Annotated in this window: 16 protein-coding genes and 1 CRISPR repeat array; of the genes, 8 read left to right on the forward strand and 8 right to left on the reverse strand. The window is 41.6% G+C overall.

Annotated elements, in window-relative coordinates; genetic code table 11:
* Positions 1–12: 12 nt before the first annotated feature.
* Entirely contained in the window at positions 13–720 is a 708-nt protein-coding gene (rpiA, locus tag ACWATR_RS28265; RefSeq protein WP_435022183.1) for a ribose-5-phosphate isomerase RpiA, read from the reverse strand.
* Positions 721–980: 260 nt separating this feature from the next.
* Here rpiA and ACWATR_RS28270 point away from each other — a divergent pair, with 260 nt between their 5' ends.
* Positions 981–1655: an S-layer homology domain-containing protein gene (locus ACWATR_RS28270; protein WP_181929517.1), complete on the forward strand. Its 675-nt coding sequence runs from the start codon at positions 981–983 to the stop codon at positions 1653–1655.
* A gap of 37 nt (positions 1656–1692) precedes the next feature.
* On the opposite strand, the gene ACWATR_RS28275 is transcribed toward ACWATR_RS28270, so the two are convergent.
* The gene (locus tag ACWATR_RS28275) at positions 1693–2487 is read right to left on the reverse strand and encodes a zinc ribbon domain-containing protein (protein WP_460339447.1); all 795 of its coding nucleotides are present in this window, start codon (positions 2485–2487) and stop codon (positions 1693–1695) included.
* Between the two features lie 44 nt (positions 2488–2531).
* Positions 2532–3743: a hypothetical protein gene (locus tag ACWATR_RS28280; RefSeq protein WP_460339449.1), complete on the reverse strand. Its 1212-nt coding sequence runs from the start codon at positions 3741–3743 to the stop codon at positions 2532–2534.
* 432 nt (positions 3744–4175) lie between these two features.
* Between ACWATR_RS28280 and ACWATR_RS28285 the strand changes: the two genes are divergently transcribed.
* Positions 4176–5816 carry a purple acid phosphatase family protein gene (locus tag ACWATR_RS28285; RefSeq protein WP_460339451.1) on the forward strand — a complete coding sequence of 547 codons (1641 nt, stop codon included), beginning with the start codon at positions 4176–4178 and terminating at the stop codon, positions 5814–5816.
* Between the two features lie 225 nt (positions 5817–6041).
* On the opposite strand, the gene ACWATR_RS28290 is transcribed toward ACWATR_RS28285, so the two are convergent.
* Positions 6042–7412, reverse strand: coding sequence for a DUF2252 domain-containing protein (locus ACWATR_RS28290; protein WP_460339453.1), 1371 nt, complete (start codon positions 7410–7412; stop codon positions 6042–6044).
* Positions 7413–7595: 183 nt separating this feature from the next.
* On the opposite strand from ACWATR_RS28290, the gene ACWATR_RS28295 reads away from it, so the two are divergent.
* Positions 7596–8276: a RibD family protein gene (locus ACWATR_RS28295; protein WP_460339455.1), complete on the forward strand. Its 681-nt coding sequence runs from the start codon at positions 7596–7598 to the stop codon at positions 8274–8276.
* 62 nt (positions 8277–8338) lie between these two features.
* On the opposite strand, the gene psbA is transcribed toward ACWATR_RS28295, so the two are convergent.
* On the reverse strand, positions 8339–9421 hold the full coding sequence (psbA, locus tag ACWATR_RS28300; RefSeq protein ID WP_069068940.1) for a photosystem II q(b) protein: 1083 nt from the start codon (positions 9419–9421) through the stop codon (positions 8339–8341).
* Between the two features lie 176 nt (positions 9422–9597).
* Complete coding sequence (locus tag ACWATR_RS28305; RefSeq protein WP_069070385.1) at positions 9598–9948, reverse strand: histidine triad nucleotide-binding protein; 351 nt, start codon at positions 9946–9948, stop codon at positions 9598–9600.
* Between the two features lie 253 nt (positions 9949–10201).
* Between ACWATR_RS28305 and ACWATR_RS28310 the strand changes: the two genes are divergently transcribed.
* Both ACWATR_RS28310 and ACWATR_RS28315 read left to right on the forward strand, forming a co-directional pair.
* A complete protein-coding gene (locus ACWATR_RS28310; protein WP_460339457.1) occupies positions 10202–12403 on the forward strand; it encodes a PAS domain S-box protein in 2202 nt (733 codons plus the stop codon).
* A 766-nt stretch (positions 12404–13169) separates the two neighbouring features.
* A complete protein-coding gene (locus ACWATR_RS28315) occupies positions 13170–14048 on the forward strand; it encodes a phosphodiester glycosidase family protein (RefSeq protein ID WP_460340734.1) in 879 nt (292 codons plus the stop codon).
* A 232-nt stretch (positions 14049–14280) separates the two neighbouring features.
* Here the strand turns inward: ACWATR_RS28315 and ACWATR_RS28320 are convergent, their stop codons facing one another.
* Entirely contained in the window at positions 14281–16581 is a 2301-nt protein-coding gene (locus ACWATR_RS28320; protein ID WP_460339459.1) for a glycoside hydrolase family 10 protein, read from the reverse strand.
* 270 nt (positions 16582–16851) lie between these two features.
* Here ACWATR_RS28320 and ACWATR_RS28325 point away from each other — a divergent pair, with 270 nt between their 5' ends.
* Complete coding sequence (locus tag ACWATR_RS28325; protein WP_460339461.1) at positions 16852–17163, forward strand: threonine dehydratase; 312 nt, start codon at positions 16852–16854, stop codon at positions 17161–17163.
* A 396-nt stretch (positions 17164–17559) separates the two neighbouring features.
* Here ACWATR_RS28325 and ACWATR_RS28330 read toward each other — a convergent pair whose 3' ends face one another.
* Positions 17560–17769: a hypothetical protein gene (locus ACWATR_RS28330; protein ID WP_094352741.1), complete on the reverse strand. Its 210-nt coding sequence runs from the start codon at positions 17767–17769 to the stop codon at positions 17560–17562.
* A 367-nt stretch (positions 17770–18136) separates the two neighbouring features.
* On the opposite strand from ACWATR_RS28330, the gene ACWATR_RS28335 reads away from it, so the two are divergent.
* Entirely contained in the window at positions 18137–19186 is a 1050-nt protein-coding gene (locus ACWATR_RS28335; RefSeq protein ID WP_460339464.1) for an adenosine deaminase, read from the forward strand.
* 368 nt (positions 19187–19554) lie between these two features.
* A complete protein-coding gene (gene mutL, locus ACWATR_RS28340; RefSeq protein WP_460339466.1) occupies positions 19555–21315 on the forward strand; it encodes a DNA mismatch repair endonuclease MutL in 1761 nt (586 codons plus the stop codon).
* 135 nt (positions 21316–21450) lie between these two features.
* A CRISPR array of direct repeats spans positions 21451–21850; the repeat unit is 35 nt; unit sequence GTTTTCATCCCCGTGAGGGGAAGTGATTGAAAAAC.
* The last annotated feature ends 35 nt before the right edge of the window (positions 21851–21885 follow it).

The raw sequence follows: 21885 nt of genomic DNA on the forward strand, positions 1-21885 counted from the left end.
AATCCAAAATTCTTACAGTTGCCGCACTAATGGCTGGCCATCTTTGACTTCACCAATCAAAACTAAATCGACACAGTTAACAAAGATACCATTTTCCAGAACGCCGGGAATGTTATTCAATGTCTTTTCTAGGCTGACTGGATCTTCAATAGAGTCAAATCTGACATCTAAGACAAAGTTTCCTTGGTCAGTGATTACTGGCCCAGCTTTTTTTACACCCATGCGGAGTTCTGGTTTGCCACCGAGTTTTTTGATGGCATTGGTTACTGGAGTAATTGCCATTGGAATTACTTCCACGGGCACAGCGAAACTAGAACCCAAGCGGTCTACTAATTTTCCACTGTCTACCACGACGATAAACTGTTCTGCTAGGTAGTCTACGACTTTTTCGCGGGTATGTGCTGCACCACCGCCTTTAATCAAATTTTTCTGCGGATCGACTTCATCTGCGCCATCAATGGCAATATCGATGTGGTCAATAGCATCTAAGGTGGCGAGAGGGACACCGTACTGCTTCGCCAGCACTTCTGACTGAAACGAGGTGGGTATGCCTATAATATCTTTGAGTTCACCAGACTTGAGGCGATCGCCTAAAAACTGAATCGTATATGCTGTAGTTGACCCCGTACCCAACCCCACAATCGAACCCGACTTGACTAGGGCGGCGGCGGCTTTGCCAACTTCTTGCTTCATCAACTTTACGGGATCTGTTGTTGTCATTCCCAAAACTCCTGAAAAACTGGCTATAGTCCATAGTAGTGGGCAGATAACGCCAAAAGATGAAAGCTAAAAAACAAGTTTTTGCTGATTTCTACCCCCTTGATTATGAAAACCAGCTAATACCCTACGTAGCTACGCAACATTGCTCATCTGAAGTTCGTCACTAACTGAGTTACGGGTTATTAAGAACACCAAATTTCGCGTTAACCTCAGTAACGTAGTTTTTTAAATTCATTTAGCAGTTAAAAGTGGTTATGGTGATGCGTCAGCTTTCAATTACTCTATCTTTAATGGCACTACTACAAAGCTTGCCAGCAATTGCTCAAGTACCAGAAACTACTTCTGGAATCCCGTCTGATTCAATTCAACAGGTAACTGCTGTCAAATGGATGACAAACTTTCCCGATGGCAAATTTTATCCAGAAAGGTTACTGAGTCGGGCAGAATTAGCGTCGATTATGGTAAAAGCATTTCGCCTAGATAAAAGAGAAGCTGTTAACAAAGCAAATTTAACTGTTCCAGATGTTCCTCGTTCTTATTGGGCATTTAATGATATACAGACAGTCTTAAAAACTGACATCATGAAAGGCTATCGAGGCAATGAATTCTTCCCTAACCAAAAGGTGACAAGGGCAGAAGCTCTTGCTATTTTCGCCCAGGCTTATGGTGTATTTCAGTTTCCCGATGACGCGGTGAATGAGATTCTGGCTTCATATCCAGACGAAAAGTCTATCCCAACTTGGGCTAGAAAGGCGATCGCTACTGTAGCTACCGAGGGATTTCTTAACACAGATGCTCAAGGCAATATTTCCCCATTAAAACCTGTTACCCGTGGGGATATGGCTTATGTCTTGAGTAAATATCTGCAACGACAACAGCAACAACCCGAAACACCAGAAGTTCCGGTTATCCCAAATAGCCCACAATCACCTTAGCTGATTGACGCTCTCCTGCCTGAAGGCGAGGAGATTCTTAAGACTTTGCAATCTTAATATCCTGATTACTCAGGTTCCCAAACTCACCACGTTTGCTCATAGAGCGTGATGATACCTTTTGGGCGTTTTGCTGACTAGCAGCTAGTTTCGCGGAGTCCCTACGTACTATTTCCAAGCATCTATCTCTGATTGTTTTTGCAGCACCAATGTCAGCGTGTTCATGATATCCGCACTCGGTACAGATGAACTTCTCACCATCACGATTTGACTTATCGATATGCCCACAATTCCTGCATTCCTGACTAGAGTGTTTAGGATTAATTTTAATTACGACTTTTCCTTGCTTTGCAGCGAGATACTCAATCTTTAAAATTAATTCGCCCCAACTTGTATCAGAGATAGCGCGATTTAAACCTTTCTTTCTCGATTGTCCATTTTTCAGAAACCTGCCAGTATTTTCATCAACTTTAACCTTGCAACGTTTCAACATCGCGGAGATGTTTAAATCTTCTAGTGCAATAGCATCAACCTTTCTAGATACTATTTTGTTCGCAACATCCCATTGGTAAGCAACTCGTTTATCTGTATCAACTTTGCCATCTTTCCAAGGTTCTCCACTTGCACCATTTTTACTAACAAAACAAGTTATTGGACAGGATTCGGATTTAGTTCTGATATCGCAGTAGTCTCCCTGAATGAATTGCTGATTGTATTGAGCTATTCTGTCAGCCAAACTCCAATTGTAGGTAGAGCGAAGCATATCTAACCATCCACCCATTTTATTTATTTGGGTAATGCTAGGACGTAGCTTGTAAACGTAATTTGTCAGCAAATAGCATTCCCCTCATGAAGTTCAGTTAAGCGTTGTGCTTAAACTCAGTTTTGACCCGGACTTCTATACTTGTCTCGAATCTGGCGAAGATATAAGGAATTAGATTGTGTTGGTTGCTGCAACACATTATTCCCATAATTAGATTGTGGTGGTTGCGTCGGCTGCTGCAACCCATAATTTCCATATCCCGCAGGGTTTGTGGGTGTGACAACACTTTGACTCGGATTTTGACTAGAGTAAGGTGCAATATTACTTGGTGCGGCAAAGGTAGCAGAGGGCGTCACTGGTGAGACAGTAGGCACTAGCTGACCATTATTTAAATTATTGTAGGGATTTTGCGGTAAGTTCGTACCCGTTGATGTATAACCTGTACCAGAAGTTAAACCATTACTGGGCAATACTTGACCGTTATTTAAATGACCGTAGGGATTTTGTGGTAAGTTCGTACCCGTTGATGTATAACCTGTACCAGGAGTTAACCCAGTACTTGGTAGAGAATTCTGACTGGGTAAGTTGTTGATGGGTGGCATTAGCGTTGTTCCTGGGTCAGAGACTTGTCCCAAGGCATTTGTCGGAGTTGCAGTCCCATTGAAACTAGACAATTTCTCGTTTGTCGATTGGTTGAGTGCTGCTTGCAGAGGACTGATAGAGAGAGAATTTTGATTCTTATTGGTTTGATTAGTCAATCCAATACCCAGGCTAGAGGACTTTTCTTCCTCCCCTGTTGGTTCAGACGTGGTATTTAAAGTCTTAAGACCTAGAAACTGGTTACTATTATCAACTATCCCAGTACGCAATAAATTTTCTGTTTGTACGACAAAGGGATTTTTCATCACTGGGGAGGTGTTGCCATTAATGCCTATAGGATTTGATTTGGCATCACTAGCAGACTTTTGTTTATTAATTACATCTTCTAATAAGCTTGTGCTCTTTTTTGCCTCAGTCTTTTCATTAGGAGTATTTGCCTTTAATGAGAGAGCTGCTTCCTCAAAGTCATTAAACAAAACTGGCAGGTTATCAATGTCTGCTGCAATGGCTCTATTTTCTGCTGACAGGGAGGATTCATCAGGCTTTTGTGGAGCGACTTGATTTTTTTGCTTATAAACGAAAATATCTGGATTTGACCAGTATTCCCAGGTTATTAGCCCTACTACAGATAAAAAAATTGCAGTTCCCCAAAAACCAGGTCGTCCTAGATTCCATAACCTGGCTCTGAGATAGCGTAAGTAGGCGGGAGGATAATGACGATTTGGCATGGTATTAGTAATTTAAATTTACTATAAATCGGTAAAATGTGACGGAAGAAGCGTTGCTGTTTGATGCTTTTATTTAGCTCAAGAGGAAATATCTCAACTGAAGTTCGTAGTGATTTCATCCTAACTTCTCAAGAAGTTATTAGTCATTAACAATAGACATCTAGTAGTCAAAAATTTACTTTTTTGGACTTTTTATACTAAACCGTTTAGTTTGGTGGTGAAAGCTTTTTCGTAAAAGTAGACGCGCAGCAGCTACATGAATTGCCTGAAAATGAGGGTTTCGGCTATTGTGTACGTAAGTCCTGAACCGAAAAATTTGGTATTTTACTCATGCTTAGACGTTTAAGTAGCCGTAAAATCTCCTCAGTGGCTATGTTTGTGCTTGTTATATGCTTTACTCTGATAAGTGTGCGTTCCTTTGGGCAATCAATTATGACATCAGCACCCCAACTGCTCACCGATCCATTTTTGCAACTGCCAACGGAAACCTCTGTGCGAGTAGTTTGGTTTACTGAGTTTGCTGGTGTTAATCACACAGTAACTTACGGTGAAAATTTCAAACAAACTGTTAAGGGAAATACTACCAAACTCACTCGCACGCGTGAAGACCAAGAGTCAAGAGTTGCAAACCAAACCAAAGACGGCGAAGTTTATCAAAAACCTGTCCAGCGTGAAATTTGGCGACATGAGGCTGAGGTAACTGGCTTAACTCCTGATGTGAGGGTAAATTATCGTGTTACGAGTGTGCGAGAAGATGGTGAGAGTGTTAACAGTGATGTTTTTACCCTTGCAGCTACTCCCAAAGCAGATACACCATTAAAAATTTTACTCACCTCAGATCATCAATTAAAGCCGATGACAGCAGCAAATCTGCAAAAGGTGGTAGAAACAATTGGACGAGTTGATGGAGTATGGTTTGCCGGTGATTTGGTGAATGTTAGCGATCGCGCCTCAGAATGGTTTGATGATAATAGTGGTGGTGCATTGTTTCCCGGTTTGCAAGGTCGTGCTAAATATGACATGACGCACAACGACGTTAAGACAACATACACTGGTGGACAAATAATTCAACACGCACCCATGTTTACTTGCATTGGCAATCATGAGGTGATGGGGCGTTTTGCCAGGACGGGAAGTTTAAATGATGAATTTGATGATACAATTCCCCGTGCCGTTGCTCAAAGAATCTATCGTGACAAATCTTTAATAGATAATTCTTTTAATACTAATACCTACGAAGAGATTTTCTCTTTACCAAAAAGTAAAGATGGTGGAAAAAAGTATTATGCAGTTAGCTTTGGGAATGTACGTTTGGTGGTACTGTACGCTACGAATATGTGGCGGACTCCCAGCTTAGATAGAAAGCGTAGGGGTAGATATCAAGAAGCCGAAAAGGATTTAAATAATCCGGAAAATTGGGGTTATGGACAGGTGATTTATGAGCCAATTGCTAAAGGCAGCAAACAGTACAATTGGCTAGAGGCAGAGCTTAACGGCCCTGAGTTTAAACAAGCAAAATACAAAGTTGTAATGTTCCATCATCCACCCCATACTTTGGGTGATAATATAGTTCCTGCTTATACAGAACCAGTTCAAATAATTGAACGGGATGGTAATAATATCAAAGCAGTGCGTTATGAGTACCCCAAAGACGCAGATTATATTATTCGCGATGTTATCCCTTTATTAGAAGCTGCTAATGTGCAATTAGTATTTTATGGGCATTCCCATTTGTGGAATCGCTTTGTTAGTTCCAGTGGAATGCACTTTCTAGAAACCTCCAACGTGGGCAATACTTATGGTGCTGCTTGGGGTGATAGAAAGCGAGAAGTGCCAATTGGATATCAAGAAGATTATGTTAAGCTTGGTGATCCCAATGGTTTAGAACCGATAGTGCCAACAATTGCTCCCTTGCTGGGCGAAGATGGGAAACCGATGCCTTATATTGCGAGTAATTATATAACAGTTTTCAGTATCTTTGATACGGGGACAGGTACGATAAGTAGTTATCGTTTTGATACTCGCAAGCCTGATTCAGAAGTATTGAAGTTTGACGAATTTAAGTTGAAATAGCAATTACACCAAGGGAAACACATTATTAAAGAAGGCAGGAGGCAGGAGGCAGAAGGCAGGAGGCAGGAGGCAGGAGGCAGGAGGCAGGAGGCAGGAGGCAGGAGGCAGGAGGCAGAAGGAGCGTCTTGCTATTAATTTTAAGAATTTTTAATTTTTAATTGCAGCGTACTCTTTCAGAGAAGCAAGCTACGCGCAGCGTCTCGTAGAAAAGAGACTTGACTAAAGTTAGAGTGTCACCTTTTGATTGTAAGCATTAACAAAACTCGTGTAGTCATACTCGACTTGAGTTGCATAATCCACCGCAAAGTTAACAATTTCGTCTTTGAATACAGCCTTGTTACCACTCACAATATCAGTTACTTCTTTGTCAACGCTTAGGGGAATAATCGCAGCATCGTAGTCTTTATCTGAGATTGCATGGTTCTTAGCAACAACCTTCCCTGCATACCCCATTGCATCCATGAATTTTGACTTAGTGGTTAGCAAAGTATAATCAAAGTCCACTTGATAGGGTGATTTTTCATGCAGCATAAAGGGAATGCTACTGACCGTAGTATAGCCAACCAATGGATCAGTATTAGAGAGCATTGCTTTCGTGGCGATTGTCACTCTTGCCCCTTCTTGGTTTCCGTAGACTGAACTTGGCAGCAAACCTGGAACTGCGATCGCAACTGCGCTATTACCTTCCTGCTTCATTTCCAAAATGCGATCGTCGTCTGTTGCTGAACTTGGGCCCTCAATCAATAAGTAATATCGGTACTTTCCAAGACTACCAATGCCTGAACCTAATTTGAGGCGAATGTCCTTGAGGGTGTAATAACTATTGTTGTAGCGCTTACTGCTCGGAATTGAAGCGATGTAGCTGCTCATAGCCTCAGCAATGTCTGAATAGGTACTGGCAGATACAGACTTAAGTTCTAAAGTTGTTTGGAATACTCGATTGTTACTGTCATTTAACTGCGTATATTTATTTAAAAACTTCAAACGGCTCTTATCTGATACCTTTTCAATCAAATCTTTGACCACACCATTCGTATTGCTGGATTCTAAACGATATGACAGTTCATCATTGGTTCCCTTAAAGTCACTCATCTTGTTCAGATAAGCATCCAAAAAATTCCTGACAATATCCTGAGCATCGCTTGAGCTAATACCGTTTTCTTTAGCTGCCAACAGAATGGAGACTGCCATCCGTCGCAAGTCCCAAACATAGGGGCCAAGATAGCCTTCATCAAAATCAGTGGTGTCAAAAACGTTGTTGTCATTGCTATCTCTCATCCCCCCAAGATTTTGCAGATGCATATCTCCCTCTAACCAGGTGGCTGATGTTGAAGAATTCACAAATTCTGAACTTGGCAAGGTCTGCATATCACGATAAAAAATGTGAGCCGTCCCTCGATAAAAGGCGAATGGGCTAGCTTTCATCTTTTGTATCTTCGTTTCCAGTTCTTGAGGCAATTGAGAAGCAAAGGGATGATTGTATTGGTAAATTTCATTTTCCACCCAAGTTGAACGGGGAGTTGCAGCTTGAACTGGAGATGCAAACCCCAAAATTAAAATTAAGACAACTGCGATCGCAGATATGTGTTTGGTCATGACAATCTCTTAGGTGTAAAAAATTGACTCTTATTAGACTCTTGTGTAGATACAATCATCCAACAACAATTCTTTTACCACCTTTAGCCATAGCTTAGAAAGTGATTTAAAGCACAATGCAACAACTATTCATGTCAAAGAATTCAAAAAGGTAAAATTATAAAGAATTGTCAAAACGTAATCATGTCAGCTATCCAAACAACTGTAGTTCTTGCGATGACGGCCGATGGAAAAATTAGCGCCGTAGATCCTAAAGCGCCTCGTGAATCCGATCCAGATGATCAAGCACACGTGGAGTATCAAGTCTCCCTTGCTGATCTAATTCTGGTAGGAGCAGGGACAATTCGGGCTGAGGGGGTAACTTTTACAATTCGCAATCCCGAACTTTTGGCAGCACGTAAGGTTCGGGGTCAGTCTCCCCAGCCTATTACCTGCGTTGTCTCAGGTTCCCTTGACTTAGCGCTGGACTTGCCTTTTTTAAGTCAGGACATTGAGCGATGGATATTTACAACACGAACTGGTTTGGAACGCAATTCTGATACAACAACCTTACAAAAACTGGCTGAATTAATTGATTTGGGAGATACAGACCTGGACTGGGATCGGGCTTACAGCTTGATGGCAGAGCGGGGTATTAACAAGGTAGTTGCTTTGGGAGGTGGCTCTTTAACAGCTGCTCTAGTGCACGCAGAGCGAATTGACGATTGGTGGTTGACAATTTGGCCAGTTATTTATGGAGGAAAGCAGGCCCCTAGCCCAGTAGAGGGAGAAGGTTTTGTTCCTTATGCTGCTCCTCATCTCCAACTCGTTGAAACTCGTCAGATTGGAAGTGAGTTGTTTTTACACTACCGCACACTCAAGTAGAAAATACTAAAAAGCGCTCTCCCGAAAGGGAGAGCGCTTTTTAATTTAGCTAAACTTCAGAATTAACCGTTGATAGCAGGAGCGGTTAGAGCTACAGGAGCAGAATCGCCAGCAGCCAAATCTAGAGGGAAATTGTGAGCGTTACGCTCGTGCATTACTTCCATACCCAGGTTAGCGCGGTTGATTACATCCGCCCAAGTTGCAATCACACGACCTTCAGAGTCAATGATTGATTGGTTGAAGTTGAAACCGTTCAAGTTGAACGCCATTGTGCTTACACCCAAGGCGGTAAACCAGATGCCGATTACAGGCCATGCTGCTAAGAAGAAGTGCAGTGAACGGCTGTTGTTGAAGGAAGCGTATTGGAAGATTAGACGACCGAAGTAGCCGTGAGCCGCAACGATGTTGTAGGTTTCTTCTTCTTGACCGAATTTGTAACCGTAGTTTTGTGATTCGGTTTCGGTTGTTTCACGAACCAAGGAAGATGTAACCAAAGAACCGTGCATTGCACTGAACAAACTTCCGCCGAATACACCAGCTACACCTAGTTGGTGGAAGGGGTGCATCAAGATGTTGTGTTCTGCTTGGAACACGATCATGAAGTTGAATGTTCCTGAGATACCCAAAGGCATACCATCAGAGAATGAACCTTGTCCGATTGGGTATACCAAGAATACTGCGGTTGCTGCTGCAACAGGTGCAGAGTATGCGATCGCAATCCAAGGACGCATTCCTAAGCGGTAGGATAGTTCCCATTCACGACCCATGTAGCAGAATACGCCAATCAGGAAGTGGAAAACTACTAGTTGGTAAGGACCGCCGTTGTACAACCACTCATCAAGAGAAGCTGCTTCCCAGATTGGGTAGAAGTGCAAACCGATGGCGTTGGAGGAAGGTACTACTGCACCGGAGATGATGTTGTTTCCGTAGATTAAGGAACCTGCTACTGGTTCACGGATTCCATCGATGTCTACTGGAGGAGCGGCGATGAAGGCGATTACGAAGCAAGCGGTAGCTGCTAGTAAGGTGGGGATCATGACGACGCCGAACCAACCGATGTAAATCCGGTTGTTGGTGCTGGTGATCCATTCGCAGAATCGATCCCATACGTTGGCGCTTTCGCGACGTTGTAAGGTTGTTGTCATTGTTTTATAAGTGCGGTTAGTTATTCATGATTTGGATAAGCAAATTTGCTTACCTTATGTTTATTACATTAGAAGCAAAATGGAGATTTGTAAAGAAATATTACATAGGTATTGATTATGACAGTGATTTCTTTTGGTGATGAACCGCGTCTAGAGACGCAATTCATCTGGTTTTATCAACCAGGGGGCCAGTCTAACTGCCGTCCTCCCAAAATGTGCAAATGTAAGTGATGGACTGTTTGTCCGCCGTCATCACCAGTGTTGATGACAACTCGATAACCATTTTTCAGCCCAGCTTCTTCTGCAACACGTTTGACGGTTAACAAAAGATGCCCCAACAGAGCATGATCTTCAGATTCAGCATCAGCTAGTTGAGCAATGGGTTTTTTGGGAATCACGAGGATGTGAACGGGCGCTTGGGGATGGATGTCTTTAAATGCGAGGGACAAATTATCCTCATAAACAATATCAGCGGGAATTTCCCGACTAATAATTTTGCTGAAAATCGTTTCTGGAGTTTCACTCATGCCAATTTACCTACTTATCTGCTAGAGATTTTATATTAAGTCCGGCTAATCACTTAAATGAGACAACATTATGGCTAAAAATGAATTTAAATTTATATTAAAAATTAGCGGATTTCTTTGTTACTACTATGTATAAATCACCATCCCAAAAAATCCAGATATTTACACTTATCACAGACTATATTTTATTACCAGTGCTATTTAAATCTTTAAAATATTCTCAGTATTTGTTTTTACTCTTTAATTTAAACTGATGGAGGTCATCTGCGGCAGAAAGGGCGATCGCATGAGCAAAAAATGGTATCGAATCCAAAAGCTGAAAGCAATATTCGTCCTAGCATTGGCAGTTATATTTACTAATGCTGTAGTCTCCTACGGTAACACTGTTAAGCTGATTTACAACCAGCAATGGGTGACATCATCATATAAAATTATTGTTCAAGTTGAAAGTATCCAATCTACACTCCAAGATACTGAGACTGCACAACGTAATTACTTAATTACAGCAGATGCAGATGACCTAAAAACTTATCTTGTAGCTTATGAACAAACTAATCGCAACATTCAGACTCTCAGTAAGTTAACTGCTGATAACCATCAAAAGCAGCAGTGGGTTTCTTTGCTGGAGCCGAAAATTAACAGTAGACTCAACATTTTGCAACAAGAGATTTCCCTCAGACAAAACCAGGGGTTTGAAGCAGTTCAAAAGAGAATTTTATCTGTCAAAGACAAGCAAAACAGCAAAGAAATCCAACAGCTTATTCACGACTTTTTAGAGGTAGAGCAAAATTTATTACAGCAGGGAATGCAACAGTCGCAAGCAATTTCTCAAAAGGCGATAGTTACATTTTTTATCGCGGCTATTGTGGATTTGGTGCTGGTGGCGCTGCTGTATGACTTGTTGTGGCGCTATATCAGGCAACTTCAGCAGACGGAATTGGCCCTACGCCAAAGCGAAAATCGTTTACGAGCCATGATAGATGCAGAACCAGAATGTATCAACTTAATTGCCAGGGATGGAACCCTTTTAGAAATCAATGCAGAAGGGCTGGCAATGATGGAAGTGGAAAGTGCTGATGTTTTGATTGGCAAACCAGTTGATGCTGTAATTTTACCAGAGTATAGAGCAGCCTTTGCCGACTTGCATAAAAGTATCTGCCAAGGTAACAAGGGAACTTTGGAGTTTGAAATCGTTGGATTTAAAGGCACTCGCCGCTACATGGAAACTCATGCTGTACCACTGCGTAACGAATCTGATGGGACGTTCATCCATTTAGCACTGATACGAGATGTAACTCAGCAAAAACAGGCAGAACAGAAAATTCGTGAACAAGCAGCGCTGTTGGATGTATCAACTGACGCAATTGTAGTACGAAATATCCGCAACCAAATTTTGTTTTGGAATAAAGGTGCCCAGAGTTTGTACGGTTGGAAGGCTGAGGAAGTTGTGGGTAAGAATGTTTTGCAACTTTTGTATAAAGAGATTTCACCACAGCTAGAAGATGCTTACTTAACGGTGATGAATGCGGGTGAGTGGCGGGGTGAGTTGCATCAACTGACAAGGGAAGGTAAAGTAATTATCGTTGAAAGTCGGTGGACACTGATACGACATGATAATGGACAACCCAAATCCATTTTGAGTGTGAACACCGAAATCACACAGCAGAAACAACTGGAAGCTCAACTTTTGCGATCGCAACGTTTGGAGAGTATCGGTACTTTAGCTGGCGGTATCGCCCATGACCTGAACAATATACTATCCCCAATTTTAATGTCAGTTCAACTGTTGCAGAGGAAATTGCCCGATCAGCAGAGTCAGCAAATACTGCAAACTTTAGAAAATAATGTTAAACGCGGTGCTAATTTGCTCAAGCAAGTATTATCTTTTGCACGAGGTATTGAAGGCAAACAAACAATTGTCCAAATTCAGCCTTTAATGGCAGAAATTGAGCAAATTATCGCTCAAACATTTCCTAATTCCATTATTTGCCAGATAGATATCCCTAAAAATCTCTGGTACGTTCGTGGAGATATAACTCAACTACATCAAGTGCTGATAAATTTAGTCATCAACGCCCGTGATGCCATGCCCAATGGCGGAATTTTAAGGATTGCGGCGGAAAATCTGGTGATTGGCGAACATTCTGCCCAGATAAATATTGATGTGAAAGTAGGTTCTTATATTGCGATCGTGGTGACGGATACTGGGATGGGGATGTCGTCGGAAGTTCAAGAACGAATTTTTGAACCATTTTTCACTACCAAAGAGGTAGGAAAAGGTACGGGTTTAGGGCTTTCCACGGTGTTGGGTATTATTAAAAATCACGGTGGTTTTGTCAATGTTTACAGTCAAGTAGGCAGAGGCACTCAATTTACAGTGTACTTACCTGCCTCAACATCCAGAGATACACATTCGCTGTCTCTAGAATTGGAATCAGTTACAGGAGATAGCTAATTTATTTTGGTAGTGAAAGTATTACAAACTAAAAAAATCCTCTCAACCAAAACTTTCTGCCCACGTTGGAAATGAGAACAGTCTAACTTAGTCCTCAGCCGGAAGTTCAACAAATCATAGCGAGGTGAACCATCTGGATGACTTGCCCTTGGTGGGATATCGAGTGCTTCTATTGCAATACAGGTCAGATAAGCCCAAAACACTTGTAGAGACGGCGATTCATCGCGTCTTCAAAGACAAATTATCTACACCAGTAACCTTAACTGAACCGTATTGCGTTAGTCCCTGTATTTGATGCCTGTTTAGGGTCATAACTACCCTGGTAAGTCGTAAAAATTCTATATCCTGGTAATACTAAAGCAATTCCAGTATCACTGTGAATTTTACCAGGATATTTATGGGGAATATCATCTGGTACGCTCCCACCAATGCGAAAACTAAAACCAAATAGCCATATATAGGACTCATATTTGATTTTTGAACAAAACTCAGTACACCTTTATTCCTTCTTCCCAGTCCCCAATCCCCAGTCCCTTACCTCTACGAGTGATTCAGAAATCAAAGCGGATTCCTATATATAAACCAGGTAGTAGTAAATCCATCCATGCTATACGCAATAGCTCTCATTGCCTCATTTTCTTTGAAAGAAGCACAATTTCTAGCTATAGCGAATTTTTTGGAGATATTTTTCAGGTTTGTGGTTTCTAACATGGTCTTAATTTCAACTAAACTAACTTTGTTTGAGCTAATCGCAGTGGGTTTAAATGTGAGAAAAATCAAACTACTGGCTTTGATATTAATTAGTTTGACAATGGTGTTGTGGTTTAATTTGCGTTCTTCAACACCGTTAATACCGACTGTTGCATCCTCGCCACCAAAAACTATTCGCTACTTTGAGCGCACTTTGCCCCAAAGCATAGCTCACATCGTGTTAATTCCAGCGAATAGCAGATTTTTGGTGACTCCTGCATTATCAGAGAAGGTAGCCACTGTAGAGGAATTTGCCCAGAAGCATCGAGCCGTAGCTATTTTGAACGCAGGCTTTTTTGACCCAGCCAATCAAAAATCGACATCTTACGTTGTCCTACAAGGGAAGTTGGTAGCTGACCCCAAGGAAAATGAGCGACTAGTGAACAATCCCAACTTAAAACCTTACCTGAGTCAAATATTCAATCGTGCAGAATTCCGCCGCTACTTATGTGGGCAAACTATCCGCTATTCCATTGCCCTACACAGTCAGTCACCACCAGTAGGTTGTCAGTTAGTCGATGCTATAGGTGCTGGCCCAGGTCTATTACCAGAACTCACGTCAGTAAAAGAGGGCTTTGTAGATAATGCCAATAAACGAGATGCACTTGGCAGTAACCAACCCAATGCCAGGACTGCTGTGGGTATAACCCGTGATGGCAGCGTTATTTTAGTTATGGTGGCTCAAAAACCCTCGACTCCCGCGAACTCTGGGATATCCTTACCAGCATTAGCTGATTTTATGAAAACTCTTGGTGCTGATCAAGCGATGAATTTGGATGGCGGGAGTTCATCTTCGCTTTATTACAAGGGCAAAACCTTTTACGGGAAGGTTGATTTGGAAGGAAATTCTATCAAGCGTCCCGTAAAATCAGTTTTGCTGGTTCAGGAAAATTAGTTTTGAAGGCTATCGGAGAGAGGAAGTCTTTACCCGGATTTCTCACCACACCTCTTCAAGCCTGCGCTTGTGCAGGGGAGAAGTAATAAGTAATAAGTAATAAGTAAGAAGTTTTTACTCATTACTCATTACTCATTACTCATTACTCATTACTCATTACTCATTACTCATTACTTCTCTTCTGCTCCATCAAACGCTTTGAGCTTGTGAGAAATGCGGGTTTAATTTCCTCTTACCGGCGACTGCGAAAACCTTGTCTTCCATTAACTTGGTCAAAGAGGACATCGTATTTATCAAAAAATGCGATGCCAGTATTTACAAATATAGGAAGTTCTGACTGTGGCGAGATACTCAAATTCCAGCGATTAAATCCGTCGCGGGTTCCTGGTGCCAAGCTGTAATCAAAAATGCTATTAATTCCTACTTTCAGAGCATTTGCTGAACGTAATACTCCTGGTTTGAGTTTACCTGCTGTGGAAGCTGACTTAAATTCAGTCAAACCATTAATGGTTCCAGTATCAGTGATCATTTTGCCATTACAAGAATTTTTAGCAGAACTCCCAGCAAGAGTTAAACAAACTTTACTCAGTTGAGAGTCCCATCTGTTACCGGGTACACCATTAATTTCGCTTTGTTTACTCCAAGGAGCCATTTTGAAACCTGCTTGATTATTGGCAGTCAAACCGAGAATTAAGCTGCCATTGTTGTTACTACCACCATTTCCCATCACGATAAATCCGTTACTCAGATTGCCTGGTAATTTTCTCAACGGATTATAGAGAAGTGACTTTTCAAAATAGTTGACACCGATAATACCGGAAAATGGCGCACCACTCTTTGCTGAACAATTAGGCTTTTGGGCAATACATTGGCGGCTAGTAACAATCTGTACCGGAACGGGTTCTGCGGCGGGAAGCAAACCAAATCGGATATTAGCATAAACTAATTCTCCCTCCAGGATAGTACCATCACTTAATACTTCCTTGATATTTTCTCCTGTTCTGCGGATTGGAGCATTACCTAAAAACTCTTTGGGAACTCGTAGCCCTGCTGAACCTGTATCTAATAAGATACGTCTTGGCTGACCACCTGCGATCGCTATTTCTAGAAAATAGCCGCGAACACGTTGGCCAAGGGAAGGTTTTGGATATAAAGGTAGGGATATGGTATCAAAAGTTGGCTTGCGGGGTGTATTTTGAGAGATATCACGCAACGCCGGTTTTGGGAAAAGAGCCGCAAATGCTGACTGGCGTTGCGCTGCTGGTTCAGGGGCGATATCCCAAAGGCTTTCGTAGTAGAAAAAGCCGCTACCTAAACCGCGTTGTTGCGCTGCTTGTACCTGGGATTGGATTTGTGGCATGGAAACTGGGCGATTTCGTAACCCAGCCATAATACCGATACCAGTTGGGATGACTTTTTGGGTTTCTAAAATTTCTGGGCGATTAATTTGAGCGATAAAACTTTCTAAATCATTACGGTATACCTGCATTACCAACTCATCGACAATACCCAACCGTACCCAGTTCAGCCAGTCTTGCAGTTGCAGCTTGTAGGCAAAATCATAGTAATTGGGAGAAACTGCGAAGATAGCATTCGGTTTTCGGGCTTTCACGGTTTGGTGGAGGTCTACCATGAATGTAGTGATTTTATCTGCCCGCCATTTTATCCATGCTTGGGCTTGGGGATTAGGCGGGGGAGGATTGCCCGTTTCTTGAGTATATAAATTAATTGTGTATTTATCGTAACCAAAATCCACAGGTAAACTCATGTGGTCGTCAAATTGAACGCCATCAGCATCATATTGAGTAATGACTTCCATCACGAGTTCAGTGATAAGCTTTTGCACTTCAGGGTGAAACGGATTCAACCACGCTACTTCACCCGCAGCACTAATTGAAGTTTGAGTACCATCCCGTTTTTGTGTCAGCCAATCTGGATGCTGCGATGCAAGTTCCGAAGTTAGGGGAACCATGAAACCAAATTCAAACCAGGGTATTGCTAGTAGCCCTTCTCTGCGGGCTTGGCTGATAATGTCTGCAATCACATCTTGTCCATCTGTTCCCTTGAAGAAGAAGGGAATACCCTTTTTTTGCATGATGGCACTGGGGTAATGTGTATAGCCATCGTTCCACACGACTGGATAAACGGTGTTAAAGTTTAACTGCCGCAGTTGGCTCATAGCTGCTTGCACCTTTGAGCGATTTCGGAAAACGCTAAAATCGTTACCACTCAGCCACACACCCCGAATTTCTTGACGAGGTTGAGGAGGTAATTGGGCAATAGCAGGAGCAAAAGTATTGAGTAGCAATACCGTAAGAAATGATATCAGACATAATAATGGCAACAGACGCTTCCTTAAAAGCCACCAACCTTGACGAATGAAAGGCGATGTCTGGCGATAAGCTGCAACTCTACCAGACGCTTTGCGTAGCTTGCTGCGACATAGAAGTAAGCGTTTACGCACAGGGTTAAATAGTAAGCTAGTTAGAGTAGCATTGATTTCTATGGTTTTTCCCCAGAACTGAGTTGTCATTACGTCTACTGATTAAATAAGGTTTATTGGTTATATTTAATTCCATATCAAGGTTAAATTGCTGCACCAGGAAAACTGATACAGTAATTTAGCTGCAATATGGTTGACGCAGTTATAGAGTTAGTAGTGCCAAATAGAAATGTTGCAAATGTAACCTGTAAGAAATTCTCGTTGCTCTCACGCCTACGCCTGGTAGATTTTTTGCATAGCACCATTCCTCCTATTGGAATTAAGTCACAATGATAATAGGCAATCATAGAGGGTGCTGTTATGTTTCGTTTAACTCAAACTGTTCGGAACTTGTTCCTTCGTCTTCAAGGCTTGTTTGGTGTTCTATTCAAAAGTGTTTCCAATTTCGTAGGAAATTTATTTGGTTTTTTTGCCAAGCTTTTCGGATTTAGTAGTTCTGGTTATTTCTTGGAATCTGATGAAGTGAAAGGCATAAAGCAAGCTTCTGCAAAAGAGCCAATTGAAACGAATCGGGATAACACTGCTAAAATTCCTACCACTAACCGCCGTCGTCCTAATGCCAAAATTGACGACTACTACCTCAACATGGCTCGTGATGTGAAAAAGAATTAAAAAAGCCATCAATGAAATAATCGCTTGTCAATTTTGCATTTTGCAACGTATGCAGTTTGACCAAAACTGATGAAAGTATGGGCTAAGTAATTAAATATAGTAGTCTGCATAAGCGATGCCGGATGTCGGCATCGCTTGTTTATAATCTGACTTCACGAAAGTGCCTTGCTTCCCAATACTGCTCGGATAAGCATTTTGAACTCGGAATTGGGTTTTGGGAAAAGGGTAAAGGTTAAAGGTTTTTTCTTTCCCCTTACCCCTTACCCTTTTCCCTTTAACCGACAAGTATTGCCTTGCTTCCGGGTTCTATTCGATATGGATACAGAAAAAGTTTTGTCCAGCTTGAGGCTGGACAATAGTTAGAAATATTTTTGAGATGGAATATTTACTTGATTTTTAACTTACCAAATCAACTAAGGCGTTGCTTTGGAAGCGGACTATAGATGAAACTGAGCATCCGCGATAATTCTCAGAGGTGAATACTGATAGTGTGATATTAGCTTGACCAGGATCTAAAATGCGTTTTACCTTGCAGGTTTGCATTTTGTTGTTGCAGTAAGCAATAATGCGATCGCCAGCCTTGACTTCTAACGCTTGAATTTTCAATTAATACCAACCTTGCCAGGAGTTTGCTTAGTTAAAGGAAAAATATATTGCTATATTTTACTTGCTCAACAATAGCAATGTTGTTTTATTGTAACACAAAAATTAATTAAAGACATCAATCCTATCAATTTAATCTTGATAGTGTCAAGTTTATTCATGCTCAAAACAGTATTAAATGCTGGATTTTCAGAAAATAAGGAAAAAATATCGACCTTCACCCAGCATTTAGGTCGGAGCCTCTGTTGAAAAATCCAGATAGTGGTAAACCTCTGCTCGAACTTCTTTGGAGGTAAATTTTTTCGAGTACAGATTTTTTCTTTCTATGTTTTTGTTACAATTATTGAAATTTTTACCCAAAAATACCACTATGGCTTTATATGCTGAATTACATAGACATCTGGGCGGCTCCGTCGTACCACGAGTTTTATGGCGATATTTTGAGCGACATTCTTCAGAGTTGATTTCCCGCTTTGCTGACTATTCAGACTTTGAAGATTTTTATACTCGCCCACGCAACACCTTGGATGAGTATCTAGAATTACACACCTTGGTAGAAAGTGTGCAAACTGTGGATACTTTGCCTTACTTTATCTACCGCTTGGTGCGGGGTGCTTACATTTTTGAAAATTTGGCTTATCTGGAACTGCGTTACACTCCCTATCTACGAACACCTGAGCATCTGAATCAATCCGAAAGAATTGACAAGATGACAGAAATTGTGCGGGTAGTAGGACTTGCTAGCCACCAACCAGAACATCCAATTGTTACTAGCCAAATTCTTTGTATGCACACACGTCTACCTTATGAGGTGAACAAGGCGATTGTTGATTTGGCGGCGCAAAATAAACAGTATGTTTGTGCAGTAGATGTAGCAGGGGGTGATAGCTATTACGCCGATCGCTTAGAAGAATGGATTAGCTTATACGATTATGCGCGATCGCTGGGCGTTAACACAACGGGACATCTATATGAAACCACCGCAGGTTGTTATCCAGAACTATTACCCTATTTAATGCGAATTGGTCACGGCATCCAAATCCCCCTACTGTATCCAGAGTTACTTAATGATGTGGCTAAACGCGGACAATGTTTAGAGGTTTGTCCGACAACTTACTTGAAAACAGGTACTTTGCAGGATATACGTCAACTCAAATTAGTTTTTGACCGTTGTTTTGATGCTGGGGTTGATATAGCTATTTGTACTGATAATGCTGGATTGCACAATGTGCGTCTACCGTTTGAGTACGAAAATCTCTTGACTTACGACATTATTAGTTTTGAACAACTACAAGCTTGTCAAGATGCAGCTTTCCGTCATGCTTTTGCTTGGCCCTACAGTCAACGTCCCGCATCCCTGTTGAACGGTTTACTGAAACCTGAACCACCTAAAGTTTTGGCTATGAGAGATACTAATTAACAATCACCTAGAAATATTCATAAATTAAGGTGATTTAATGTTAATTAATGTTGCAATCACTGATTTTTTCTGATGCTGTAGAGAAAGTTGTAATGCACAATAGATATCTTACAAAAATCAATGTTTTAGAAAAAACCACAAATAAACACAGATAATTCATCATGTTTATTTGTGGTTCCTTTTTTGCTGATTTTGATTTTTGCTATAAGTCTTACGGAGGGAAGATTTGGCTTCACCAGAAAATTCTCAAAAATTGCCTTTTAATTGAGTTTTCTTGACAATTAATAAAAATTTCTCATAAATTTCCCCCATTATCTTCCCCATATCTCTCATCTCCCTCTGCCCCTAGAAGCTATAAACTATAATTTATGGCATCTACTATTCAAGCTCTACCAACAGAAGTCGTATATCTCATTACGGCTGGTGAGGTAATCGACTCTTTAGCTTCTGTGGTGCGGGAATTGGCAGAAAATTCCCTAGACGCAGGTGCAACGCGAATTGTGGTTTCTCTGTGGCCGCAGCAATGGCGAATTCGTGTTGCAGATAATGGTTGTGGAATGAATCTAGATGATTTGCAACAAGCAGCGACAGCCCACAGCACCAGTAAAATTCGTTCTAGTGCCGATTTGTGGAAAATTAACAGTTTGGGGTTTCGTGGTGAGGCGTTGCATAGTTTGACGACTCTGGCAGATTTGGAAATTTTGAGTCGTCCTGTGGGTGGAAAATTAGGATGGCGGATAGTTTACGGTGACGCCGGGGAAGTTGTGGAAGTTGAAGTAACTGCGATCGCACCTGGTACAGTAGTTACAGTTTCCAATCTTTTTGGTAATTGCTCATCTCGTCGTCAGGGATTACCCACAACAGCACAGCAAATGAAAGCTGTGCAAGCCACAATTCAACAAATCGCTATGTGTCATCCCCACGTCACCTGGCAGATTTGGCAAAATGACCGTCAATGGTTCACCATTTGTCCGGCTGCTACAACTGGACAACTACTACCACAGATTTTACCGCAAGTGCGACAAGGTGACTTACAAGAAATAAAACTTGAAATACCCAACCCTCCCAACTCCTGTACAGAAGACGCGATAAATCGCGTCTTTACTCCAGACTCTTGTACAGATGCGATGAATCGCGTCTCTCCCCACTCAGCACTAAATTTAGTGGTAGGATTACCCGATCGCACTCATCGTCATCGTCCAGATTGGGTACGTGTAGCCATCAACGGCAGGATGGTGAAGACGCCGGAACTAGAGCAAACCATATTATCAGCATTTCACAGAACATTACCACGCGATCGCTATCCAATTTGTTTCTTACATCTTGCCATTTCCCCCGATCAAATTAACTGGAATCGCAATCCAGCAAAAACAGAAATTTACCTCAACGAAATCATTTATTGGCAAGAGCAAGTTACCCAAGCAATTAACCAAGCACTCAGCATCTCTTCTAACAATCTTAAAGAAGCTGTTCACACAACACGAGTTAGTAAATTACTCAAAGCCGCAGAAGCCAAAGGCGGCTACAATTTCAATCCTCAAAATCCTAACGAAAATCCCAAAACTCCTAACTCCTCACTCCCAACTCCTAACTCTTTAAAAGCTGTCGCTCAAGTTAGCAATACTTACATTGTGGCGGAACATTCAGGTGGGATGTGGTTAATAGAACAGCACATTGCCCATGAGCGAGTTTTATATGAGCAATTATGCGATGATTGGCAACTTGTACCCGTCGAACCGCCAATAATTCTTTATCAATTATCGCCAGCGCAAGTATCGCAACTGCAACGCATCGGTTTAGAAATAGAACCCTTTGGCGAACAACTTTGGGCAGTTCGTAATATACCTGCACCTTTGCAGCAGCGAGACGACTGTGCAGAAGCAATTTTAGAACTTAGTTGGGGAGGCGACTTACAAACAGCCCAAGTAGCCGTCGCCTGTCGCAGTGCTATTCGTAACGGTACACCAATGAATCAACAAGAAATGCAGATACTTTTAGATAATTGGCAACGCACTCGCAACCCTCGCACTTGTCCCCACGGACGCCCAATTTATCTATCTTTAGAAGAATCAGCTTTAGCTCGGTTTTTCCGGCGTAATTGGGTAGTTGGTAAAAGTCATGGAATTTGATGTTTTTGGCAATACATTATAATTCAGGTAAAAATGGTGTCAGGGTTTTAGGTATTTAGAATGCTGTGACAATATTTTATTAAATTGACAAAATAATTAGTTAATTTACACTAGTGACAATTTCGGCTTTAACAGGTTTTCATCCCCGTGAGGGGAAGTGATTGAAAAACTAGGCTATGTTGCAGCAATTGATGCTTTTTTGGGAACGTTTTCATCCCCGTGAGGGGAAGTGATTGAAAAACACAATTTTGGGGCGATTAACTACACTTTTACCAGAGCGTTTTCATCCCCGTGAGGGGAAGTGATTGAAAAACATGCAAATAAAAAGATTCAATCAATTCAAAGATTAAAGTTTTCATCCCCGTGAGGGGAAGTGATTGAAAAACCTCCAAAGTTTCCGGGAATTTATCTTTCAAAAGATAGAAGAAGTTTTCATCCCCGTGAGGGGAAGTTATTGAAAAACATGTACCAGAACACGTCTTGGCTATGCCAAGAAGATTGTTTTCATCCCCGTGAGGGGAAGTTATTGAAAAACCCTACCCTTTCTATAACCCTTGCTGTGACTGCTTT

This window comes from Nostoc sp. UIC 10890, from assembly GCF_054786515.1.

Excerpts from the sequence above, each read along its gene's own strand:
- ACWATR_RS28320 (WP_460339459.1), bottom strand. The coding sequence starts at position 16,581 with ATGACAACTCAGTTCTGGGGAAAAACCATAGAAATCAATGCTACTCTA.
- mutL (WP_460339466.1), top strand. The coding sequence starts at position 19,555 with ATGGCATCTACTATTCAAGCTCTACCAACAGAAGTCGTATATCTCATT.
- ACWATR_RS28310 (WP_460339457.1), top strand. The coding sequence starts at position 10,202 with ATGGAGGTCATCTGCGGCAGAAAGGGCGATCGCATGAGCAAAAAATGG.
- ACWATR_RS28335 (WP_460339464.1), top strand. The coding sequence starts at position 18,137 with ATGGCTTTATATGCTGAATTACATAGACATCTGGGCGGCTCCGTCGTA.
- psbA (WP_069068940.1), bottom strand. The coding sequence starts at position 9,421 with ATGACAACAACCTTACAACGTCGCGAAAGCGCCAACGTATGGGATCGA.
- ACWATR_RS28295 (WP_460339455.1), top strand. The coding sequence starts at position 7,596 with ATGTCAGCTATCCAAACAACTGTAGTTCTTGCGATGACGGCCGATGGA.
- ACWATR_RS28270 (WP_181929517.1), top strand. The coding sequence starts at position 981 with ATGCGTCAGCTTTCAATTACTCTATCTTTAATGGCACTACTACAAAGC.
- ACWATR_RS28305 (WP_069070385.1), bottom strand. The coding sequence starts at position 9,948 with ATGAGTGAAACTCCAGAAACGATTTTCAGCAAAATTATTAGTCGGGAA.
- ACWATR_RS28325 (WP_460339461.1), top strand. The coding sequence starts at position 16,852 with ATGTTTCGTTTAACTCAAACTGTTCGGAACTTGTTCCTTCGTCTTCAA.
- rpiA (WP_435022183.1), bottom strand. The coding sequence starts at position 720 with ATGACAACAACAGATCCCGTAAAGTTGATGAAGCAAGAAGTTGGCAAA.
- ACWATR_RS28285 (WP_460339451.1), top strand. The coding sequence starts at position 4,176 with ATGACATCAGCACCCCAACTGCTCACCGATCCATTTTTGCAACTGCCA.
- ACWATR_RS28290 (WP_460339453.1), bottom strand. The coding sequence starts at position 7,412 with ATGACCAAACACATATCTGCGATCGCAGTTGTCTTAATTTTAATTTTG.
- ACWATR_RS28280 (WP_460339449.1), bottom strand. The coding sequence starts at position 3,743 with ATGCCAAATCGTCATTATCCTCCCGCCTACTTACGCTATCTCAGAGCC.